Here is a 17,703-nt window from a genome sequence, read left to right as displayed (position 1 = left end):
CATGATAATTGAAATATTAAAGTCCAAAATTCACCGGGTTAAGGTAACGCAGGCGGAGTTGAATTACGTGGGCAGTATCACTATTGATGAAGACCTGATTGAGGCTGCAAATATCATCCCCAACGAAAAGGTTCAGATAGTGAACAATAATAACGGCGCCCGCTTTGAAACCTATGTTATCAAAGGCGAACGCGGAACAGGCACTGTATGCCTTAACGGCGCTACTGCCCGCCTGGCACAGGTTGGCGATATCGTGATCATTATGTCATACGCCTACATGGAGGTTGAAGAAGCCCGGAATTATGAGCCAATTTTGATATTTCCCGATTCAGATAATAAATTGATTAAGTAAATTAGCGGCGCCTAAGCCGCAATTTATGAAACCGCTTTTTACAATCACCCTTTTTCTTCTTATTACAACCGGGGCCTATGCCCAGCGCCAAAACGTTTACTTTATAAAAAATAACGGTAAGTATGTTGGTATACGTGATAGCGCCGACTATATCCGTGTGGTGCGTGAGCCAGACTCGGCTTCAACGCTGTATAATGTTTTTGAATTTTATGCTAACGGAACTCAAAAACTTATTGGCAAATCGAGCAAGATTAACCCGCCGCAATTTGAAGGGCAATGTGTTACTTACTATGCTAATGGCAAAAAGCAATCGGTTATCAGCTATAAAAACGGGGTAAAGGCAGGTGAGGATATGGAATTTTATCCCAATGGCAGGTTATACGCGCAGTTTTCGTATCCCGAAGATAATAAAGACCGTACAGCCGACAGGTCTGGCAATTACCTCATCATAGCCAATAAAGATTCGTTGGGAAACGACCAGGTTTCTGAAGGTAATGGCTACTTTAAAGGTTACGATAACAAATTTGGTTATGTTGAAGAAGAAGGACCTGTAAAAGGCGGTAAACGCGATGGACAGTGGAAAGGTGATTTTCAAGACTTCAAAACTACTTTTACCGAAATTTATGATAACGGGGGGTTGATATCAGGCACAGCGACAACTAAAGAGGGAAAAGTTAATACTTACCTGAAATCTCGTGGGGTGCCTCCGCAATTTAAAGGCGGACTTGAGCGGTTCGGCAGGTTTTTATCAAATAATATCAAATATCCCGATGATGCCCTTCGTAAGGGTATTGAAGGTACTGTGGTACTTTCTTTCGTTGTAGAAAAGGATGGAACATTAACAGATATTAAAGTGAGTAAATCTGTTGCTCCCATTATTGATGATGAAGCTGTGCGGGTGCTCAATAACTCGCCAAAATGGGTTCCGGGAACACAATTTGGCGTTCCGGTTAGGGTTAGATACAGCGTGCCGGTTTCTTTTGCGATAGGCAGGTAAGCTTAATTAGCCGGGTACGATCCAATTCCTAATGATACTTTCAGGCTGGCATCAGTTGCCGTCGCTTTACGCAGGCGGTAAACCATCCGGATGCGCACGCTTGGCTGGCGCACCAGTTCGTCTAAAAAGTGAGAGTTGTCAATGTCAAGTACTATGCTGTTGCCGGCATTGGGGCTTATATCTTTACGTATAGCCACCATCACCTCTTCACTGCCATCGTTTTTAGCCATGTATATCCTTAATGACGCTATATTGCCAATGTTATAATCTGATGGGTCGCTCGACTGCAGTTTGGCTGATATGATGCGTACCTCGCTTATCCTGCTGGCATTATTGCCATCTTTAGTAAAATCCTGGTCAAAGCTGTTACCCGTGCTTATTGCAGTTTGCGCCTCATCAACTTTGGCCGACGCCGGAATAACCATGGTTGCAGTATATGGAAATGTTGATTTAACAACTGATTGCAGCATGGCGCAGCTGCCAAAAAATAAAATAGCCGCAAGCAATATAAAAACAGGCTTCTTTATCATAGTTCTTAAATATAAAAAGTATTTGCGGTTTCACGCAATTACAGGTTCAATTGGAAATTACAGGCCGGTCTGCAAGTAAATATAGTGAGATTTTACGGAAATAGTGAGCCTATTGTTTTAAGAAAATGTGCCCCGAAACTTAAAAAATGCCGGGTGTTATTGCTGTAATATTAAATGTGAAAAAAAACATGAATGGTGTTTGTTAAAACTCTATCTTTGCACCCCGACGCTGAAGTCGGGATTTCTTGGCTTTCAGCGCATAGGAAAAACCGTTTAAAGGCTTAAATGCCTTTGACTTTTGACTTAGAACTTTTGACTTAAAAAAAGCCCTATGCCCAAAGACACCTCCATCAAATCCGTTCTGATCATTGGCTCCGGCCCAATCATTATCGGCCAGGCTTGCGAATTTGATTATTCCGGTTCACAAGCCGCTCTCTCGCTAAAAGAAGAAGGCATCTCCGTTTCTATTATTAACAGCAATCCGGCAACTATCATGACGGATAAAGTTATCAGCGACCATGTTTATCTTCTGCCGCTCACTTGCGAAAGCATTGAGAAAATTTTAACCGAACAGCAGATAGACGCTGTGCTGCCTACCATGGGCGGTCAAACCGCGTTGAATCTTTGTATCGAAGCGTCTGAACGCGGCATATGGGAAAAGTATGGCGTTAAGGTTATCGGTGTAGATATTGCTGCCATCGAAAAAACCGAAAACCGCGAGGCGTTCCGCCAGCTGATGGTTGATATCGGCGTAGGGGTTGCCAAATCAAAAATCGCCAACTCTTTCCTTGAAGGTAAAGAAGGCGCGCAGGAAATTGGCTTCCCGCTGGTTATTCGCCCAAGCTACACACTGGGTGGTAAAGGTGCAGGTTTTGTTCACAGAAAGGAAGATTTTGATGCCGCCCTTAACCGTGGCTTACAGGCTTCACCAACCCATGAGGTATTGGTTGAGCAGGCTGTGTTAGGCTGGAAAGAATACGAATTGGAGTTGCTGCGCGATAGCAACGATAACGTAATCATTATCTGCTCTATCGAGAACTTTGATCCGATGGGTATCCACACCGGCGACTCGATCACTGTAGCCCCTGCCATGACCCTCAGCGATCGTTGCTACCAGGAAATGCGTAACCAGGCTATCAAAATGATGCGTGCCATTGGTAACTTTGCCGGTGGTTGTAACGTTCAGTTCTCGGTAAACCCTGCTGACGAAGCGATCATCGCTATTGAGATCAACCCGCGTGTATCCCGTTCATCGGCTCTTGCTTCAAAAGCTACCGGTTACCCTATCGCTAAAATTGCTGCAAAGCTTGCTATAGGTTATAACCTCGACGAAATTGAAAACCAGATCACCAAAACAACCTCGGCTTACTTTGAGCCAACTTTGGATTACGTGATCGTTAAAATACCTCGCTGGAACTTTGATAAGTTCAAAGGCGCTAACAAAGAACTTGGCCTGCAGATGAAATCGGTAGGTGAAGTTATGGGTATCGGCCGCAGCTTTACCGAGGCTTTACAAAAAGCCTGTCAAAGTTTGGAGATCGGTCGTGCCGGCTTAGGTGCCGACGGTCGCCAGAGCCGTAACCTCGAAGAGATCATGGCCAGCCTGGAGCACCCAAGCTGGGACAGATTGTTCCATATTTATGATGCGTTGAGCCTTGGCGTGCCTATCGAGTCGGTACGTAAAGCAACCAAAATCGACCGCTGGTTCCTGAACCAGATCCAGGACCTGGTTAACCTTGAAACAGAACTTCGCCGCTACTCACTGAACAATGTTCCTGAAGAGTTCCTGTATACCCTGAAACAAAAAGGGTTCTCAGACGTACAAATCGCCCACATTTTGGGTAACGTAACCGAGGAAGATGTGTACCAGCGCCGTAAGGCTTTAGGGATGCACCGCGTTTACAAAATGGTTGATACCTGCGCCGCCGAGTTCCCTGCTAAAACTCCATACTATTATTCAAGCTATGAAGGCGAAAACGAATCGGTAGCATCTGACAAGAAAAAGATCATCGTGTTGGGCTCGGGCCCTAACCGTATAGGCCAGGGTATCGAGTTCGATTACAGCTGTGTGCATGGCTTACTCGCCGCTAAAGAAGCAGGTTTTGAAGCCATCATGGTTAACTGTAACCCTGAAACCGTATCAACCGACTTTAACATGGCCGATAAGCTGTACTTTGAGCCGGTTTACTGGGAGCATGTACGCGAGATCATCGAGCTTGAAAAGCCGTATGGTGTAATTGTTCAGTTGGGTGGCCAAACAGCCCTTAAAATGGCCGAAAAAATGCACGAGCACGGCATCCGGATCATTGGCACATCATTCAATGATATGGACATCGCGGAAGATCGCGGCCGGTTCTCTGACCTTTTGAAACACCTTGACATTCCATATCCAAAATATGGAGTAGCTGAAAGCGCTGAAGAAGCACTTGAAGTTGCCCACAAGGTTGGTTACCCGGTACTTGTACGCCCAAGCTACGTATTAGGCGGCCAGGGTATGAGCATTGTGATCAATGATGAAGACCTGGAAAAAGCGGTAGTAAGCCTGCTGCGCAACCTGCCCGGTAACCGTGTACTGATCGACCACTTCCTTGACCGTGCCGCCGAGGCCGAATCTGATTCGATCAGCGATGGTGAGGATGTACACATCATTGGTATGATGGAGCACATCGAGCCTGCCGGTATCCACTCAGGCGACTCATACGCTGTACTGCCTCCGTTCGATCTGTCGGATAATGTAATTCACCAGATAGAAGAATATACCAAAAAGATAGCTAAAGCGCTTAACGTACGCGGTTTGCTTAACATACAGTTCGCGGTTAAGGATGATAAGGTGTATGTGATTGAGGCCAACCCGCGTGCTTCGCGTACGGTGCCTTTCATCGCCAAGGCTTACGATGTGCCATATATCAACATAGCCACAAAGGTTATGCTTGAAGCCAATAAGCTGAGCGACTTTACCATCGAACGCAAGCTTTGGGGGTATGCCATTAAAGAACCGGTGTTCTCGTTTGATAAGTTCCCTGAAGTTACCAAGGAGCTCGGCCCTGAAATGAAATCAACAGGTGAGGCTATCCGCTTTATCCCTAACCTGCAGGACCCATACTTCAGGCATCTGTACAAAGAGAAATCAATGTATTTGAGTAAATAATTAAAACATTAAATTGCAGCCTTTGTAGTTTAATTGCTAATAACGTGAACCTGCAACCCTAATTGCAGGTTCACTATTGTTGTATTTAGTTGCTATAGATTGAAAGTTAATACGGCTAATGGTCAGGAAATCAGCCTGAAGAGTGTTGATCCTGAAGATATGGATGATGTTTTAGTGAAAATTGAAAAATCATTTAACATCAGTTTGAACGATACATCGGTAAACGATGTGCAAAACTTTGGTAAACTTTGCGACGTTGTTGTTGAAAAGGTAAAAAAAACAAATGATGGCTGTACCACGCAGCAGGCGTTTTACAAACTCCGTAATGCCATCAATACATCATCGGGGTATGATAAGGATATCATAAAGCCCCAAACCAAACTCGCTGATCTTTTTCCGCGCGATAGCCGTATTGAGGCTGTGGCCGCTATTGAAGAAGAGATGGGTTTCCAGATCCGTTTGCTTCAGCCCAAGCAGTGGATAGTTAACCTTTTTTCCATGATATTGGTGGTTAGCTTTGTTCTGGCCTTTTATTACCTGGCCATAGGTATTGCCGGTATGGTAATAGCCGGGATTGGTTTAAAACTTGCAGGCCGTTTTGGCAAAGAGATGCATGTAAAAACCATCGGCGACCTGGCCGAAAAAATTGCCCGCGAACATTATATGAAATGCAAACGCGAAGCATCTGCAGTAAACAAAAACGAGGTTTCTGAAAAATTAAGGCAGCTCATAGTAACAAACGGGTAGATATTTACCCGGCTTGAATAGCTTTATTTATCTATCATTAATCCTTTTACTTCAAAGCTAACCTTTCGGCCAGGGTTGGCATTTACCTTATGCTGCTTTTTGCCGCTAACCGTATCGCCGGCCATATGCTGCAGGTCATCGGCAATGAATTGTTTAGCAGCTATTCCTGAAATGATTACCGTACGGCCCGCCAACTGCCTGGGAAGGTTTATCCCTGCATTGGTAAAATGGGCAGTTATGACCCGGTTGTTACCCGCATCCATTTCAAACGAGCCGCCTTTTTCTTTGATTACTTTAATAACCCTGCCACTGATGGCCGTGGTGACCCGTGTTTTTTTTCCCATAAAAGCTTCCAGTTTGGAGGCGGGCATTAAAGCTATCGTGTCGGGCTTTTCGCCAAATATCATTCCGTGGGGTAGTGGTACATGTTTTTGCGCAATAGCTGTATTGGCTATCAAAAGGGATATGAACAGCGTTATTAGTTTCATAGTAAATTAATAACAGGTATACACCAAAAATGTTGCCGGATTTTGATGATTTTGCCCCCGTGTGGCAGTAGTTAACTGGTTTTATTTGTGTTTGCAGGGCGGTGGAACCTTTTGGTAAGTAATAAGTATGTTAATATTTGTTAAAATGTTACTTTAAAGTAATTTGCTACGTATTGATAAGTTAATTTTGCTTACTTACTACATATAACTTTTAAACTAACTCGTGAAAAAGAGCTTTACCAAAACAATTTTATTTGCCGCGTTTTTATTTGCCGTTGCTTTGGCCGGCACAAGCTGTGGTAAAAAAGGAAACGTTACACCCGTAACCGTGCCTGATTTAACCACAATGGATGTGGTGACTCCCGAAAGTGGAACCATAGCCTATACAGGCGGTTTATTTAATGGATCGACTGACGTGAGCCTGAGCAGCTACGGTATCTGTTACAGCGCTACCAATCAAACTCCTACCACTGCCGATAAGAAAACCACCGATACGGTAATTTTGTACGCTTATACTACAAAGCTTACCGGCTTAAGCCCTAAAACGACTTATTATGCACGCGCATATGCTGTAAACAGCGCGGGTACAGGCTACGGTAAAGTGGTGCAGTTTACCACCGGCGAAGGTACAACATCAACAGGAGGAACAGTTAGCACATTGGCGGGCAATACGGCGGCCGACTTTGTTGACGGTTTGGGCGGCGCCGCTCTTTTCAACAGTCCGCAGGGGATAACCGTGGGTGCCGACGGCAATATTTATGTAGCCGATTCATTTAACAGTGCCATACGCAAAGTTACTGCAGCAGGAGATGTCACTACACTTTCCGGCAATGGTAGCATTGGCTATGTTGACGGCCCTATAGCCGCCGCGCAGTTTTATGCTCCGCAAAGTTTGGTTACGGATGCAACAGGCAATATTTATGTAGCCGATTATGGTAATAATAATATCCGCAAAATTACCCCGGCAGGTGTGGTAAGCACTTTTGCAGGCAGCGGCGATGCCGGATATGCCGATGGTACAGGAACGAAAGCAACGTTTAACAGTCCGCGTGGGTTAGCAATTGATGGCTCCGGAAATATTTTTGTGGCCGATATGGGCAATAACCTGATCCGCAAAATAACCCCGGCGGGTGTTGTTACCACATTTGCAGGCAGCAGGGGTGCGAGCTACCTGGATAATGCAACCGCAACCAGCGCTACTTTCAATAAGCCCAACGGCATAGCTATTGATGCCAATAATAATATATATGTAGCCGAAACGCTTAATCATGCCATTCGTAAAATAACCCCGGCGGGTGTTGTTACTACTTTTGTTGGCGGTAATAAACAAACCGGGATTGTCGGGAGTCCGTCGGCCATTGCGTTTGATAAAAGCGGGAACCTGTTCATAGCCGATCAGAATGGCAGGATCCTGGAGATTACCAAGGATAAAGTGTTAAAAGTAATTGCCGGTAACGGAACAAGCGGTTTTGCAGAAGGTGTGGGCACTGCAGGGATTTTTAATTCGCCGCAGGGTGTTACCGTTGATGTCGGCAACAATGTTTACGTAGCCGACTATTATAACAACCGAATTCGTAAGATTGTGCTGCAATAAGCTTAATTGTTTAAATATTTTCAGCGGGATAGTTTTTCTTTCGGGAAAAATTATCCCGCTTTTTTATGTGAGATTTTTAAATTTTCAAATCCCCTCTTGAGAGGGAACGCGAAGGGGAGAGCGTTAGCAGGGGTGTGTTTATGTAATTAGCTTATCAAAGCAGAGACACACCCCTTCGCCCCTCTCAAGAGGGGAACCGCACAATCCCACGCTTTTGTTAACTCACCTTTATCGTATTTAACCCTGCTTTAATTCTTCTTAAAATCATACGCACCCCGCTCTACAAAATCAGCCACTTTTACGCGTACTCCCGTAACCTCGCCGTTTTGTACCATGAACGGAAATACAGCTTTCCCCAGTGTAGGGTCAGAAAAAGTTACATAAAAGCGGTTACCGCCAAGTGGTTTTAGCAAGGCATACATTTTAGGGTGATGCTCAAAGCGCATTTCGAGGTTGTTGCCCTCGCCCTGGGTAACCTCCATGCTGCCATAAAAATCGTTGCTGTACTTGCCAATGTATTTGTTTGGCAACAACATTGGTTTGGGGTTTAACAGGACAGAATCCCTCAGCTTTTTATCTTCAGCCTGTTCGGTTGCGATATTGGCTTTGTATTGTTTTAAATAACCTTCGCTGTAATTGCGGAAGGGTTGTTTGAAATAAGCATCTAAAATATCCCAGCGCAGGGCCTCAAACAACTGGTTCTGATCGGTATTGGTTAATATGATGATGCCCAGGTTATCCTGCGGCGAAAGCGTTACTGACGACAAATAGCCGTTAACCCCGCCATCATGCATCACCAGCCTGTGGCCCGAGTAATCCTGGATAAACCAGCCTAAGCCATAAAGCTCAAAGTTATTTTCGCCGTTCATATGATGAACACTACTCACGATATCCTGCGGGACACGTGTTGCCTGAATGGCTGCGGAAGGGATTACCTGACGCTGCCCAACCTTACCATCGTTCAGTAAAGCAAGTGCCCATTTGCTCATGTCATTTACAGACGAGCTGATAGATCCCGCAGGTGCGATCCCATCTATCTGGCAATAAGGGATTGGCGTAAGCCTGCCGTCGACAATAGTATGCGGCACCGTGCGGTTTAAGGATGTTGGCAAATCCTTGCTTAGGGCCAAAGTATTGCCCATACCCAGTGGTGCAAAAATGGCTTCCTTTAAGTAAGCTTCCCATGAGTGCCCGTTGGTAACCTTCGGAATGATCTCGCCGGCCGTTAAAAATGCCGCGTTGGTATATCCCCAGCGTGTACGGAACGGATAAGTAGCTTTAAGCTTGCCCAAACGCTGAATTACCTCCTGGCGTGTAAGGTTGGTATTGTAAAAAGTAAAATCGCCCTGGAAGGTTCGGAAGCCGAGGCGGTGGCAAAGGAGATCTCGCACTATTACCTGGTCGCTTGCGTTTTTGTCTTCCAGTTTAAATTCAGGTATGTATTTGGTTACCTTGTCATCTAATGACAGTTTTTTGTTTGCCTCCAGCATGGCAAGCGCTGTTGCCGTGAAAGCTTTGGTATTGCTGCCTATCATGAACAAGGTATTTTCATCAACTTTGTTCATGAGGCCAAGCTCTTTAATGCCATAACCTTTCATCAGCACAACCTTGTTATCTTTCACAATACAAACAGCTATGCCCGGCACGCGCCAGTTGGTTAAGGCCTTGCTGATATATAGATCTAAACTGTCTTTAATGAATTTGCTCCTGTCGGCCCGCTGGGCGTTTACCGATGTGAAAAATAACATGCAGGCAGCGAGCAATAGAGGTATTTTTTTCATTACAGAGGGCTTTAGAGTTCTTTATTGTGCTAATTTAACGCAAAATTTACAGTGACGTTATTTAATAAATAAAAATAACGCCGCTCTATTAATTCAAACTAAATGTATATGAAATTTTACCGTTCGGGATTATTTTTCCTTACTGCGCTATTGTTAATCTTACTGCAAAATACGGCCCGGGCGCAACGGGCCGCCGTTAACTGGACAAAAGACGGCTATCAGTATTACCGCATAACCGGCGGGCAGATTATCATGATTGATGCCCGCGATACTTCCAAAAAAACTGTTTTTATTACCAAAGAAGAATTGACACCAGCAGGCAAAGCGCCTATCAGTGTTAAAAGGTTTACGGTGAGCGATGATAACAAAAAAGTACTCATTAATACCAATACCAAAAAAGTATGGCGTTATGATACCCGAGGCGATTACTGGGTGTATGATTCTAATACCAAAAAGCTTTGGCAGTTGGGTAAAAACCGGCCGGCATCATCACTGATGTTCGCCAAATTTTCGCCAGATGGCAGTAAAGCTGCTTACGTAAGCGGGCATAACATTTACATGGAAGATTTGGCCGATGGTTCGGTAAAACAATTAACTACCGATGGTACCCAAACGCTTATCAACGGTACTTTTGACTGGGCTTATGAGGAAGAGTTTGGCTGCCGCGATGGTTTCCGCTGGTCGCCGGATAGTAAATCGATAGCCTACTGGCAAATAGACGCCAGCAAGATCAAAACCTATTTGATGCTGAACACTACCGATTCGGTTTATCCCTATGTTGTGCCGGTTGAGTACCCTGTTGCGGGCGAAGATCCAAGCTCATGTAAAGTGGGCGTTGTTAACACCGCTACCGGTACAACTACCTGGATCAATGTGCCCGGCGATGCTGTGCAGCATTACATCCCTAATATGGAATGGGCCGATAACTCAAACGAAGTTATTCTTGAACAACTAAATCGTGCGCAAAATGAAAGCCGCGTGTTTATAGGCAACGTGTCAAACGGCACAACCCGTGTAATCCGCGAAGAGCATAATGATTCATGGATTGATGTTAAAGCACGTGTAGCCGGGGGCGACCCGGTAGGCTGGGGCTGGATTGAAAAAGGCAAAAGTTTTTTATGGCTGAGCGAAAAGGATGGCTGGCGCCATTTGTATAAAATAACCCGTGAAGGCAAAGAAAGCCTGATCACCAAAGGCAATTATGATGTGATCGGCATCGACATGATCGACGAAGCTTTGGGTTATGTATACTTCATCGCTTCGCCGGATAATGCTACACAGAAATATCTTTACAAAATAAAATTAAGCGGCGGCACAGCCGAGCGTGTTTCGCCTGCTGATGAACCGGGCACGCATAGCTATGATATTTCGCCCAACGGTAAGGTTGCGCTGCATAATTTCAGCAACAGCTATACCCACCCGCAAAGCGAGGTGATCAGTTTGCCAGCTCACAAGCATATCGGCGGTACTGTAATAACCGTTGATAAAAACGCTAAAAATAAACCCGAGTTTTTCAAAGTAAAAACTGTTGATGGCATTGAAATGGACGGCTGGATGGTAAAGCCAACCAATTTCGACCCCAATAAAAAATACCCGGTACTGTTTACCGTTTATGGCGAACCGGCCGGACAAACCGTAACGGATACCTGGGGAACAGGTCGTAATAGGCTGTATGAAGGCAGTATGGCCGATGACGGTTATATTTACATGTCGGTTGAAGGCCGTGGCGCCCCCGCCCCTAAAGGTACAGCCTGGCGCAAGGCTATTTACAAGAACATAGGGATCATCAATATCCGCGATCAGGCTATGGCTGCCAAAGAGATCATTAAATGGCCATTTGTCGATTCATCCCGTATAGCAGTGCACGGCTGGAGCGGCGGCGGTTCATCAACTCTTAACCTGATGTTCCAGTATGGAGATATTTATAAAACAGGGATAGCGGTAGCGGCAGTAGGCAACCAGCTTACTTATGATAACATTTACCAGGAGCGCTATATGGGCGTACCAACCGATGATGCAGGCCGTGCAGTGTTTATCAAAGGTTCGCCGGTTACTTATGCTAAGAATTTGAAAGGCAACCTGCTTTACATTCATGGCACGGGCGATGATAATGTGCATTACAAAAATGCCGAGCTGCTGATTGATGAACTGGTGAAATACAACAGGCAGTTCCAGCTGATGTCATACCCTAACCGTACGCATTCGATATCGGAAGGCGAAGGTACAACACAGCATTTGCGCACGTTATTTACACAGTATCTGAAAGCTAAATGCCCTCCGGGAGGAAGATAGAATATTAACAGGCAAAGCCCTCATATATTCCATTATATGAGGGCTTTTGCGTTTGCTGGGAAAAGAATATGCTGCTGTATCATTATGCTTTTTTTAAGCGTAATCATTGATATGAAACAAATTACGAATCCTGCCAAAGTGGTAGGCTTATTAGCCATTGTTTTAGTAACAGCTTTTTGGGGCTGTCACAAAGAGAGGGTAACCAATAGTGAGCTAAAAATATCCGGAAAATGGATTGTTCCTGCTGCCTTTTCAAAACAGTGGGTACAATACGAATACGATTTTAAAACCGACCACACATTTGAAGGCACGGTGACCAGTATCGACTCGGTTTCCGAAAAGCTTATCGGAACAGCGTCAAAAAGGGTTGGAAAGTATAAGATCCAGAATTCGGTGTTAACCTTGTATGATATAACCGATTATCAAAACAAAAACAATGCTTTTGGTCCGGTTTCCGAACTGGCGGCGGTTAGCAATGTCATTGCGGTAACGGCCAACTACACTATGGTTTTAAATGCCGGAGGGAATGTACTTACGTTGACATATATATGCGGACCGGCCGACGATTGTACCGCGCCGCAGGGTGTGAACTATTTTAAGCAATAACCGTTTTGCAATTTTCCGGGATATAAAAAATGCCAGTGACAAGTGTTATCGGCATTTTTTCTTTGGGATGTTTTAGTAAGTATCGGTAATTTAATAATCTTCGGCATTTAAATGATCTATAAACGAATCCCCGTTTTTTGCGGGTGATTTTAACGGCTCGGTTTCAAAATCACTTTTTCGGCCAAGCATAGTGAAGTTTTCGGCCACAATTTCGGTAGTGTATTTTTTTATACCTTCCTTATCCTCAAATGAGCGGGTGCGGAGTTTGCCCTCAATGTAAACCAGTTTCCCTTTTGAAAGAAACCTGGCCGCTACTTCTGCCAGTCCGCGCCACATTACAATATTATGCCATTCGGTTTGTTCAACCTTGCGGCCATCTTTGTTAAAAGTTTCGGAAGTAGCTAAAGGGAAACTCGTAACAGATACGCCACCTTCTAAATTCCGTACTTCAGGGTCTTTGCCTAAGTGGCCAACGAGTATTACTTTGTTTATTCCAGACATGCCATAAATTAACGTAAAATTATTTTACAAATTAAAAATATTTTTTAATAATATAAAAATGATTTTTGGTAAAGCTAACTCAGGCAGGTTATGAACGTTAATTTTAACCCAGTTTTCGTGCGTTTTGAGTGGCTGGTTTTTAATTTTTATCAGTCTTACAAAAAGCCGCTGATGAGTAAGGATATGTTTATGAACCGGCGAGATTTCAGTAGCTTCAATACCATCACCAAAAACAGCTAAAACTTCGGGTTGTTTTAATAATTCTTCAAGGCTTAAAAGCGTATCTGTTTCAACCATAGGTAAATCAAACATATTAGCCCAGATGTCTTTATCGCCCCTTTTGTTCATCAAAATGGTATCGCCGTTGGTTACCAGGAAATAATTAAAAAAGCGCTCACGTACTTTTACAGTTTTTAATTTCACCGGGAGAGCGGCAACAGTGTTGGTGTTAAAGGCCACGCAACCCAGGCGGACAGGGCAAATACCACAGGCCGGATTTTTAGGTTTGCACAGCATGGCACCAAACTCCATCATGGCCTGATTATGCAGTCCCGGCATTTTCTTATTAAGAAAATCGTCGGCAGCTTGTTGAAATGTTTTTTTACCCCCGGTTGAGTTGATAAGCTCATAGATACCCAGGTATCGCGCCAGTACACGATAAACGTTACCGTCGACCACGGCTTTGGCTTCATTAGCTGCAAACGAAGCGATAGCGGCGGCTGTGTATTCGCCAATACCTTTTAGTTTTATCAGTTCATTATAGCTATCCGGGAAACGTCCGTTATGGAGCTCCTGTACCAACCGGGCTGTTTTAAGCATGTTGCGCCCCCTTGAGTAGTAACCCAGTCCCTGCCACAGCTTCAGGATCTCATCTTCATGAGCAGCGGCAAAGCTGCTTACATCAGGATATTTTTCCAGGAAACGATAAAAATATGGCATGCCCTGTTCAACCCGGGTTTGCTGCAATATGATCTCAGATAGCCAGATCACATAAGGATCGGTAGTATTGCGCCAGGGCAGGTTTCGTTTGTTGTTTAAGTACCATTGTACAACTTCGTCGGTAAAATTCATTGTTGTAAAAGTAATTAAGAAACAAGAAGGCAGGAAACAAGAAGGTAAGAATCAGGAATCAAGAGAGGAGGGCAGGAGGCATAGAGGGGGAATCATGAGGCAGGCAATCAAGAACCAACAAGAGGGAGGAGGGTTTGGAGATATGAAATCAAGATTCAGAAACCAGGAGGAAAGCCAGGAGGTCGGGGAGTTGATATTTAAAAATCAGAGATAAATATTGGCAACTAACCTGTGAAATTACAAGCCCTTTACTACCAGTTGGATTGATCGATTTTCACACTTTTTTTCACACTTCTTTACACCGGCAAATTGATGTTTAACCAGTAATTTATAAGCCTCTCATACTCAAAATTGTAACGAAAATGTAGGTTTTACGCCCCTGGCAAAAAAAAACGGATAAATATTTCGCTGTTAACGGATAAAGCGATACTTTTGCAACCCCAAAACAGTTAAGTATTTATAAAATTAAATTAAGTAAATAAGATATGACTAAGGCAGAAATTATAACTGAAATCTCATCAAAAACAGGTATAGAGAAAGTAGACGTGCAGGAAACTGTTGAGGCGTTTTTCAAAGTTGTTAAAAGCTCAATGGTTGGCGGCGAAAACGTATATGTAAGAGGGTTCGGTAGCTTTGTGGTTAAAAAAAGAGCTAAGAAAACAGCACGTAACATTTCAAAAAATACTGCCATCATTATCCCTGAGCACTTTGTGCCAAGCTTTAAACCGGCCAAAACTTTTGTTGAGAAAGTAAAGTCAGGTAACAAAACCAGCAAAAAATAATTATACGCCATCATGAATAAAAAACAAATAGTCGTTAGTGCAGCCGTAGTTGTTATTATGGGCTATTTGTATTGGTTGCCCGTAAAAGGTTTAGTAAAACCAAAAGACGATAAAAACGGCAAACCGGCCATGGCCGCCTCAGCGGGCGCTGCTAAACCGGCAGCTAATGTTACCGTTGATATGGTGTCGGCCCCTGCCAAAGCAGCTATTGGGGATGCATTGGCGGCTAAGATCAATGACCTTGAAGCCCAGTTAAAAAAAGCATCAGACGCAGATGCACCGGTTTTGCAAGCGCAGCTTGCCAAGCACTGGGATGATGTTAACCAGCCCGCACCTGCAGCGTTTTATTACCAGGCATTAGCCCGTAAAGAAAACAAGGTACAAGACTGGATAAATGCAGGTAACCGTTTTAATGATGCATATAAACTTACACAGGATACTTTATTTCAACCTGCGTTTGTGAATGATGCTGCCGAAGCATTTCAAAATGCTTTGAAATTACAACCCGAAAACCTTGAAGGTAAAACCGGGTTGGGCATAGCTTACGTTAATGGCGCAGCAGGCCCTATGCAGGGTATAGCGCTGTTGCTTGAGGTTGTTAAAAAAGACCCGAAAAATTGGAACGCTAACCTTAACTTAGGTATGTTCGCCATGAAATCGGGTCAGTATGAAAAAGCGGTAAGCAGGTTTAAAACACTGCTTGCGCAAAAGCAGGAACTGGAACCTACTTTCTATTTAGCCGAAAGCTATAAGCAATTAGGCATGAAAAAGGAAGCTATTGACGCTTACCAGAAATGCAAAGAAATGATGCCTGACCCTGTTTTCAGTCAGCGCATTGATGGATATATTAAGGAATTAAATAACTAACACACATTTTAAAATTATTATTATGCCGAGCGGTAAAAAACGTAAAAGACACAAAATGGCTACCCACAAACGTAAAAAACGTTTAAGAAAAAACAGACATAAAAAGAAATAAGCATTTATGTTAAGTCGATAGTTCTTAGTCTTAAGTACAAAGTCTTTTTTTCTGACTTTAAACTTTCGACCAACGACTTAAGACTAAACATTAATGATTTTACCTGCCCCAAACCGGGGTGGGTACTTTTTATTTATTAGTGTTTTTTACCCACTTATTAACACACGGTTTTTACCGTTATAAGAAATGGAGTAGCAATTGATAAAGGAATTAATTATCGATTCATCCCCCAACGGGGCTACCATTGCATTATTACAGGATAAACAACTCGTAGAGCTTCACAAAGAACAGGTAAGCAACAACTATACAGTTGGCGATATTTACCTGGGCCGTATCAAAAAGATCATGCCCAGCCTAAATGCCGCCTTTGTTGACGTTGGCTATGAGAAGGATGCCTTTTTGCATTATCTTGATCTTGGTCCGCAGGTACAAAGCCTGCTTAAACTAACCAAGCAAGTACGTAGCGGGGGATATCAGTCAAAGCTACTGGATGGGTTTAAGCTTGAGGCCGATATCAATAAGGGAGGAAAAATCTCCGAGATATTAACCAAAAATCAGCTTATCCCGGTACAGATAGCTAAAGAACCCATATCAACTAAGGGGCCGCGTTTAAGTTCCGACCTGTCGATAGCAGGGCGGTATGTTGTTTTAGTACCCTTTTCGGAAGCAATTTCTATTTCGAAAAAGATAAAAAGCAATACCGAGCGCACACGTCTTCGTAAAGTAGTTGAAAGCATTAAGCCAAAGCATTTTGGCGTTATCATCCGTACAGTTTCCGAAGGTAAAGGGGTTGATGAGCTGCAGAAAGATTTGCTTGACCTGATCTCGAAATGGGAACAGTTTATTACCAAGCTTCCTTCTGTTGAGCCTTCAAAAAAGGTATTGGGCGAAATAGGGCGCACATCAACTATCCTCAGGGATATTTTGAACCCCGATTTTCAGCACATTTATACCAATGACAATAGTATGTTCGAAGAAATTCGGTCATACATTCATGAAATCTCGCCCGATATGGAGAGTATAGTCCGCATGCACAAGCATAAGGAGCCTATATTTGACCATTTCGGTATCGAAAAGCAGATTAAAGGCGCATTTGGTAAAACAGTTAACCTTGCCGGCGGCGCTTACCTGGTAATTGAGCATACCGAAGCCCTGCACGTCATTGACGTAAACAGCGGTAACCGTACGGCCAGCAAAGAAAACCAGGAAGAGAACGCTTACCAGGTAAACAAAGAAGCAGCTAAAGAAATTGCAAGGCAGTTACGCCTGCGCGATATGGGCGGCATTGTGGTAATCGATTTTATCGACATGCACAAACCGCAAAACCGTAAAGAGCTTTTTGATTTTCTGCGTGCCGAAATGCAGTACGACCGTGCCAAGCACACCATTTTGCCTCCGAGCAAATTTGGTTTAGTGCAGATCACCCGTCAGCGTGTAAGGCCCGAAATGAACATCGTTACCAGCGAGGTTTGCCCTACCTGTAATGGTACAGGGACTATTAGGCCAACCATTTTGCTGATGGATGATATTGAGAACAATTTCAATTATATCCTTACAGAGCAAAACGAAAAAGGAATAACCCTGTGCGTACACCCATATATTGAGGCTTTTATTAAAAAGGGCATCTATAACCGCCAAATGAAGTGGTTTATCAAATATGGCCAATGGATAAAGGTTAAAAGTAACCCATCGTATCAGATCACGGAATTCCATTTCTTCTCATCAAAAGACGAAGAAATCAAACTGTAAAAATTCAGAAGTGCAACTGTTTGAAAATGGCACAAAATTAAAGATCTTTAAAAAGAGCAGGTGTTGGATGAGCACCTGCTCTTTTT

Annotated in this window: 15 protein-coding genes; 10 read left to right on the top strand and 5 right to left on the bottom strand. The window is 43.8% G+C overall.

The window, feature by feature from the left end; all coding sequences use genetic code 11:
- Nucleotide 1: 1 nt before the first annotated feature.
- Together panD and BLS28_RS28355 are read left to right on the top strand one after the other, a co-directional pair.
- The gene (panD, locus tag BLS28_RS28360) at nucleotides 2–352 is read left to right on the top strand and encodes an aspartate 1-decarboxylase (protein WP_090534618.1); all 351 of its coding nucleotides are present in this window, start codon (nucleotides 2–4) and stop codon (nucleotides 350–352) included.
- Between the two features lie 25 nt (nucleotides 353–377).
- Nucleotides 378–1,349, top strand: a complete 972-nt coding sequence (locus BLS28_RS28355; protein ID WP_091175723.1) for an energy transducer TonB — start codon at nucleotides 378–380, stop codon at nucleotides 1,347–1,349.
- 2 nt (nucleotides 1,350–1,351) lie between these two features.
- Here the strand turns inward: BLS28_RS28355 and BLS28_RS28350 are convergent, their stop codons facing one another.
- Entirely contained in the window at nucleotides 1,352–1,879 is a 528-nt protein-coding gene (locus BLS28_RS28350) for a hypothetical protein (protein ID WP_091175720.1), read from the bottom strand.
- Nucleotides 1,880–2,210: 331 nt separating this feature from the next.
- Between BLS28_RS28350 and carB the strand changes: the two genes are divergently transcribed.
- Nucleotides 2,211–5,027 (top strand): carbamoyl-phosphate synthase large subunit, encoded by a 2,817-nt coding sequence (carB, locus tag BLS28_RS28345; protein WP_091175718.1) that lies wholly within the window; start codon nucleotides 2,211–2,213, stop codon nucleotides 5,025–5,027.
- A gap of 99 nt (nucleotides 5,028–5,126) precedes the next feature.
- A complete protein-coding gene (locus BLS28_RS28340) occupies nucleotides 5,127–5,774 on the top strand; it encodes a hypothetical protein (RefSeq protein ID WP_091175715.1) in 648 nt (215 codons plus the stop codon).
- Between the two features lie 23 nt (nucleotides 5,775–5,797).
- On the opposite strand, the gene BLS28_RS28335 is transcribed toward BLS28_RS28340, so the two are convergent.
- The gene (locus BLS28_RS28335) at nucleotides 5,798–6,262 is read right to left on the bottom strand and encodes a DUF4920 domain-containing protein (RefSeq protein ID WP_091175713.1); all 465 of its coding nucleotides are present in this window, start codon (nucleotides 6,260–6,262) and stop codon (nucleotides 5,798–5,800) included.
- A 223-nt stretch (nucleotides 6,263–6,485) separates the two neighbouring features.
- On the opposite strand from BLS28_RS28335, the gene BLS28_RS28330 reads away from it, so the two are divergent.
- A complete protein-coding gene (locus BLS28_RS28330) occupies nucleotides 6,486–7,856 on the top strand; it encodes an NHL repeat-containing protein (RefSeq protein WP_091175710.1) in 1,371 nt (456 codons plus the stop codon).
- Nucleotides 7,857–8,104: 248 nt separating this feature from the next.
- Here BLS28_RS28330 and BLS28_RS28325 read toward each other — a convergent pair whose 3' ends face one another.
- A complete protein-coding gene (locus BLS28_RS28325; protein WP_091175707.1) occupies nucleotides 8,105–9,637 on the bottom strand; it encodes a serine hydrolase in 1,533 nt (510 codons plus the stop codon).
- Nucleotides 9,638–9,745: 108 nt separating this feature from the next.
- On the opposite strand from BLS28_RS28325, the gene BLS28_RS28320 reads away from it, so the two are divergent.
- Both BLS28_RS28320 and BLS28_RS28315 read left to right on the top strand, forming a co-directional pair.
- On the top strand, nucleotides 9,746–11,929 hold the full coding sequence (locus BLS28_RS28320; RefSeq protein WP_431199527.1) for a S9 family peptidase: 2,184 nt from the start codon (nucleotides 9,746–9,748) through the stop codon (nucleotides 11,927–11,929).
- Between the two features lie 111 nt (nucleotides 11,930–12,040).
- Complete coding sequence (locus BLS28_RS28315; protein WP_143020900.1) at nucleotides 12,041–12,535, top strand: hypothetical protein; 495 nt, start codon at nucleotides 12,041–12,043, stop codon at nucleotides 12,533–12,535.
- A gap of 90 nt (nucleotides 12,536–12,625) precedes the next feature.
- On the opposite strand, the gene BLS28_RS28310 is transcribed toward BLS28_RS28315, so the two are convergent.
- Together BLS28_RS28310 and mutY are read right to left on the bottom strand one after the other, a co-directional pair.
- On the bottom strand, nucleotides 12,626–13,036 hold the full coding sequence (locus BLS28_RS28310) for a single-stranded DNA-binding protein (protein ID WP_091175697.1): 411 nt from the start codon (nucleotides 13,034–13,036) through the stop codon (nucleotides 12,626–12,628).
- A gap of 24 nt (nucleotides 13,037–13,060) precedes the next feature.
- Nucleotides 13,061–14,107, bottom strand: a complete 1,047-nt coding sequence (gene mutY / locus BLS28_RS28305) for an A/G-specific adenine glycosylase (RefSeq protein WP_091175694.1) — start codon at nucleotides 14,105–14,107, stop codon at nucleotides 13,061–13,063.
- Between the two features lie 485 nt (nucleotides 14,108–14,592).
- Here mutY and BLS28_RS28300 point away from each other — a divergent pair, with 485 nt between their 5' ends.
- The 3 genes from BLS28_RS28300 to BLS28_RS28290 all read left to right on the top strand — a co-directional run bounded on the left by BLS28_RS28300 (nucleotide 14,593) and on the right by BLS28_RS28290 (nucleotide 17,617).
- Nucleotides 14,593–14,889, top strand: a complete 297-nt coding sequence (locus BLS28_RS28300) for an HU family DNA-binding protein (RefSeq protein ID WP_090534644.1) — start codon at nucleotides 14,593–14,595, stop codon at nucleotides 14,887–14,889.
- Nucleotides 14,890–14,901: 12 nt separating this feature from the next.
- On the top strand, nucleotides 14,902–15,756 hold the full coding sequence (locus BLS28_RS28295) for a tetratricopeptide repeat protein (RefSeq protein WP_091175691.1): 855 nt from the start codon (nucleotides 14,902–14,904) through the stop codon (nucleotides 15,754–15,756).
- 310 nt (nucleotides 15,757–16,066) lie between these two features.
- Complete coding sequence (locus BLS28_RS28290; RefSeq protein WP_090534648.1) at nucleotides 16,067–17,617, top strand: Rne/Rng family ribonuclease; 1,551 nt, start codon at nucleotides 16,067–16,069, stop codon at nucleotides 17,615–17,617.
- The last annotated feature ends 86 nt before the right edge of the window (nucleotides 17,618–17,703 follow it).

The organism is Mucilaginibacter gossypii (genome assembly GCF_900100945.1).
Classification (GTDB): domain Bacteria; phylum Bacteroidota; class Bacteroidia; order Sphingobacteriales; family Sphingobacteriaceae; genus Mucilaginibacter; species Mucilaginibacter gossypii.
The sequence above is the reverse complement of the archived record's forward strand: the minus strand, read 5'-3'. Positions and strand labels throughout refer to the sequence as shown.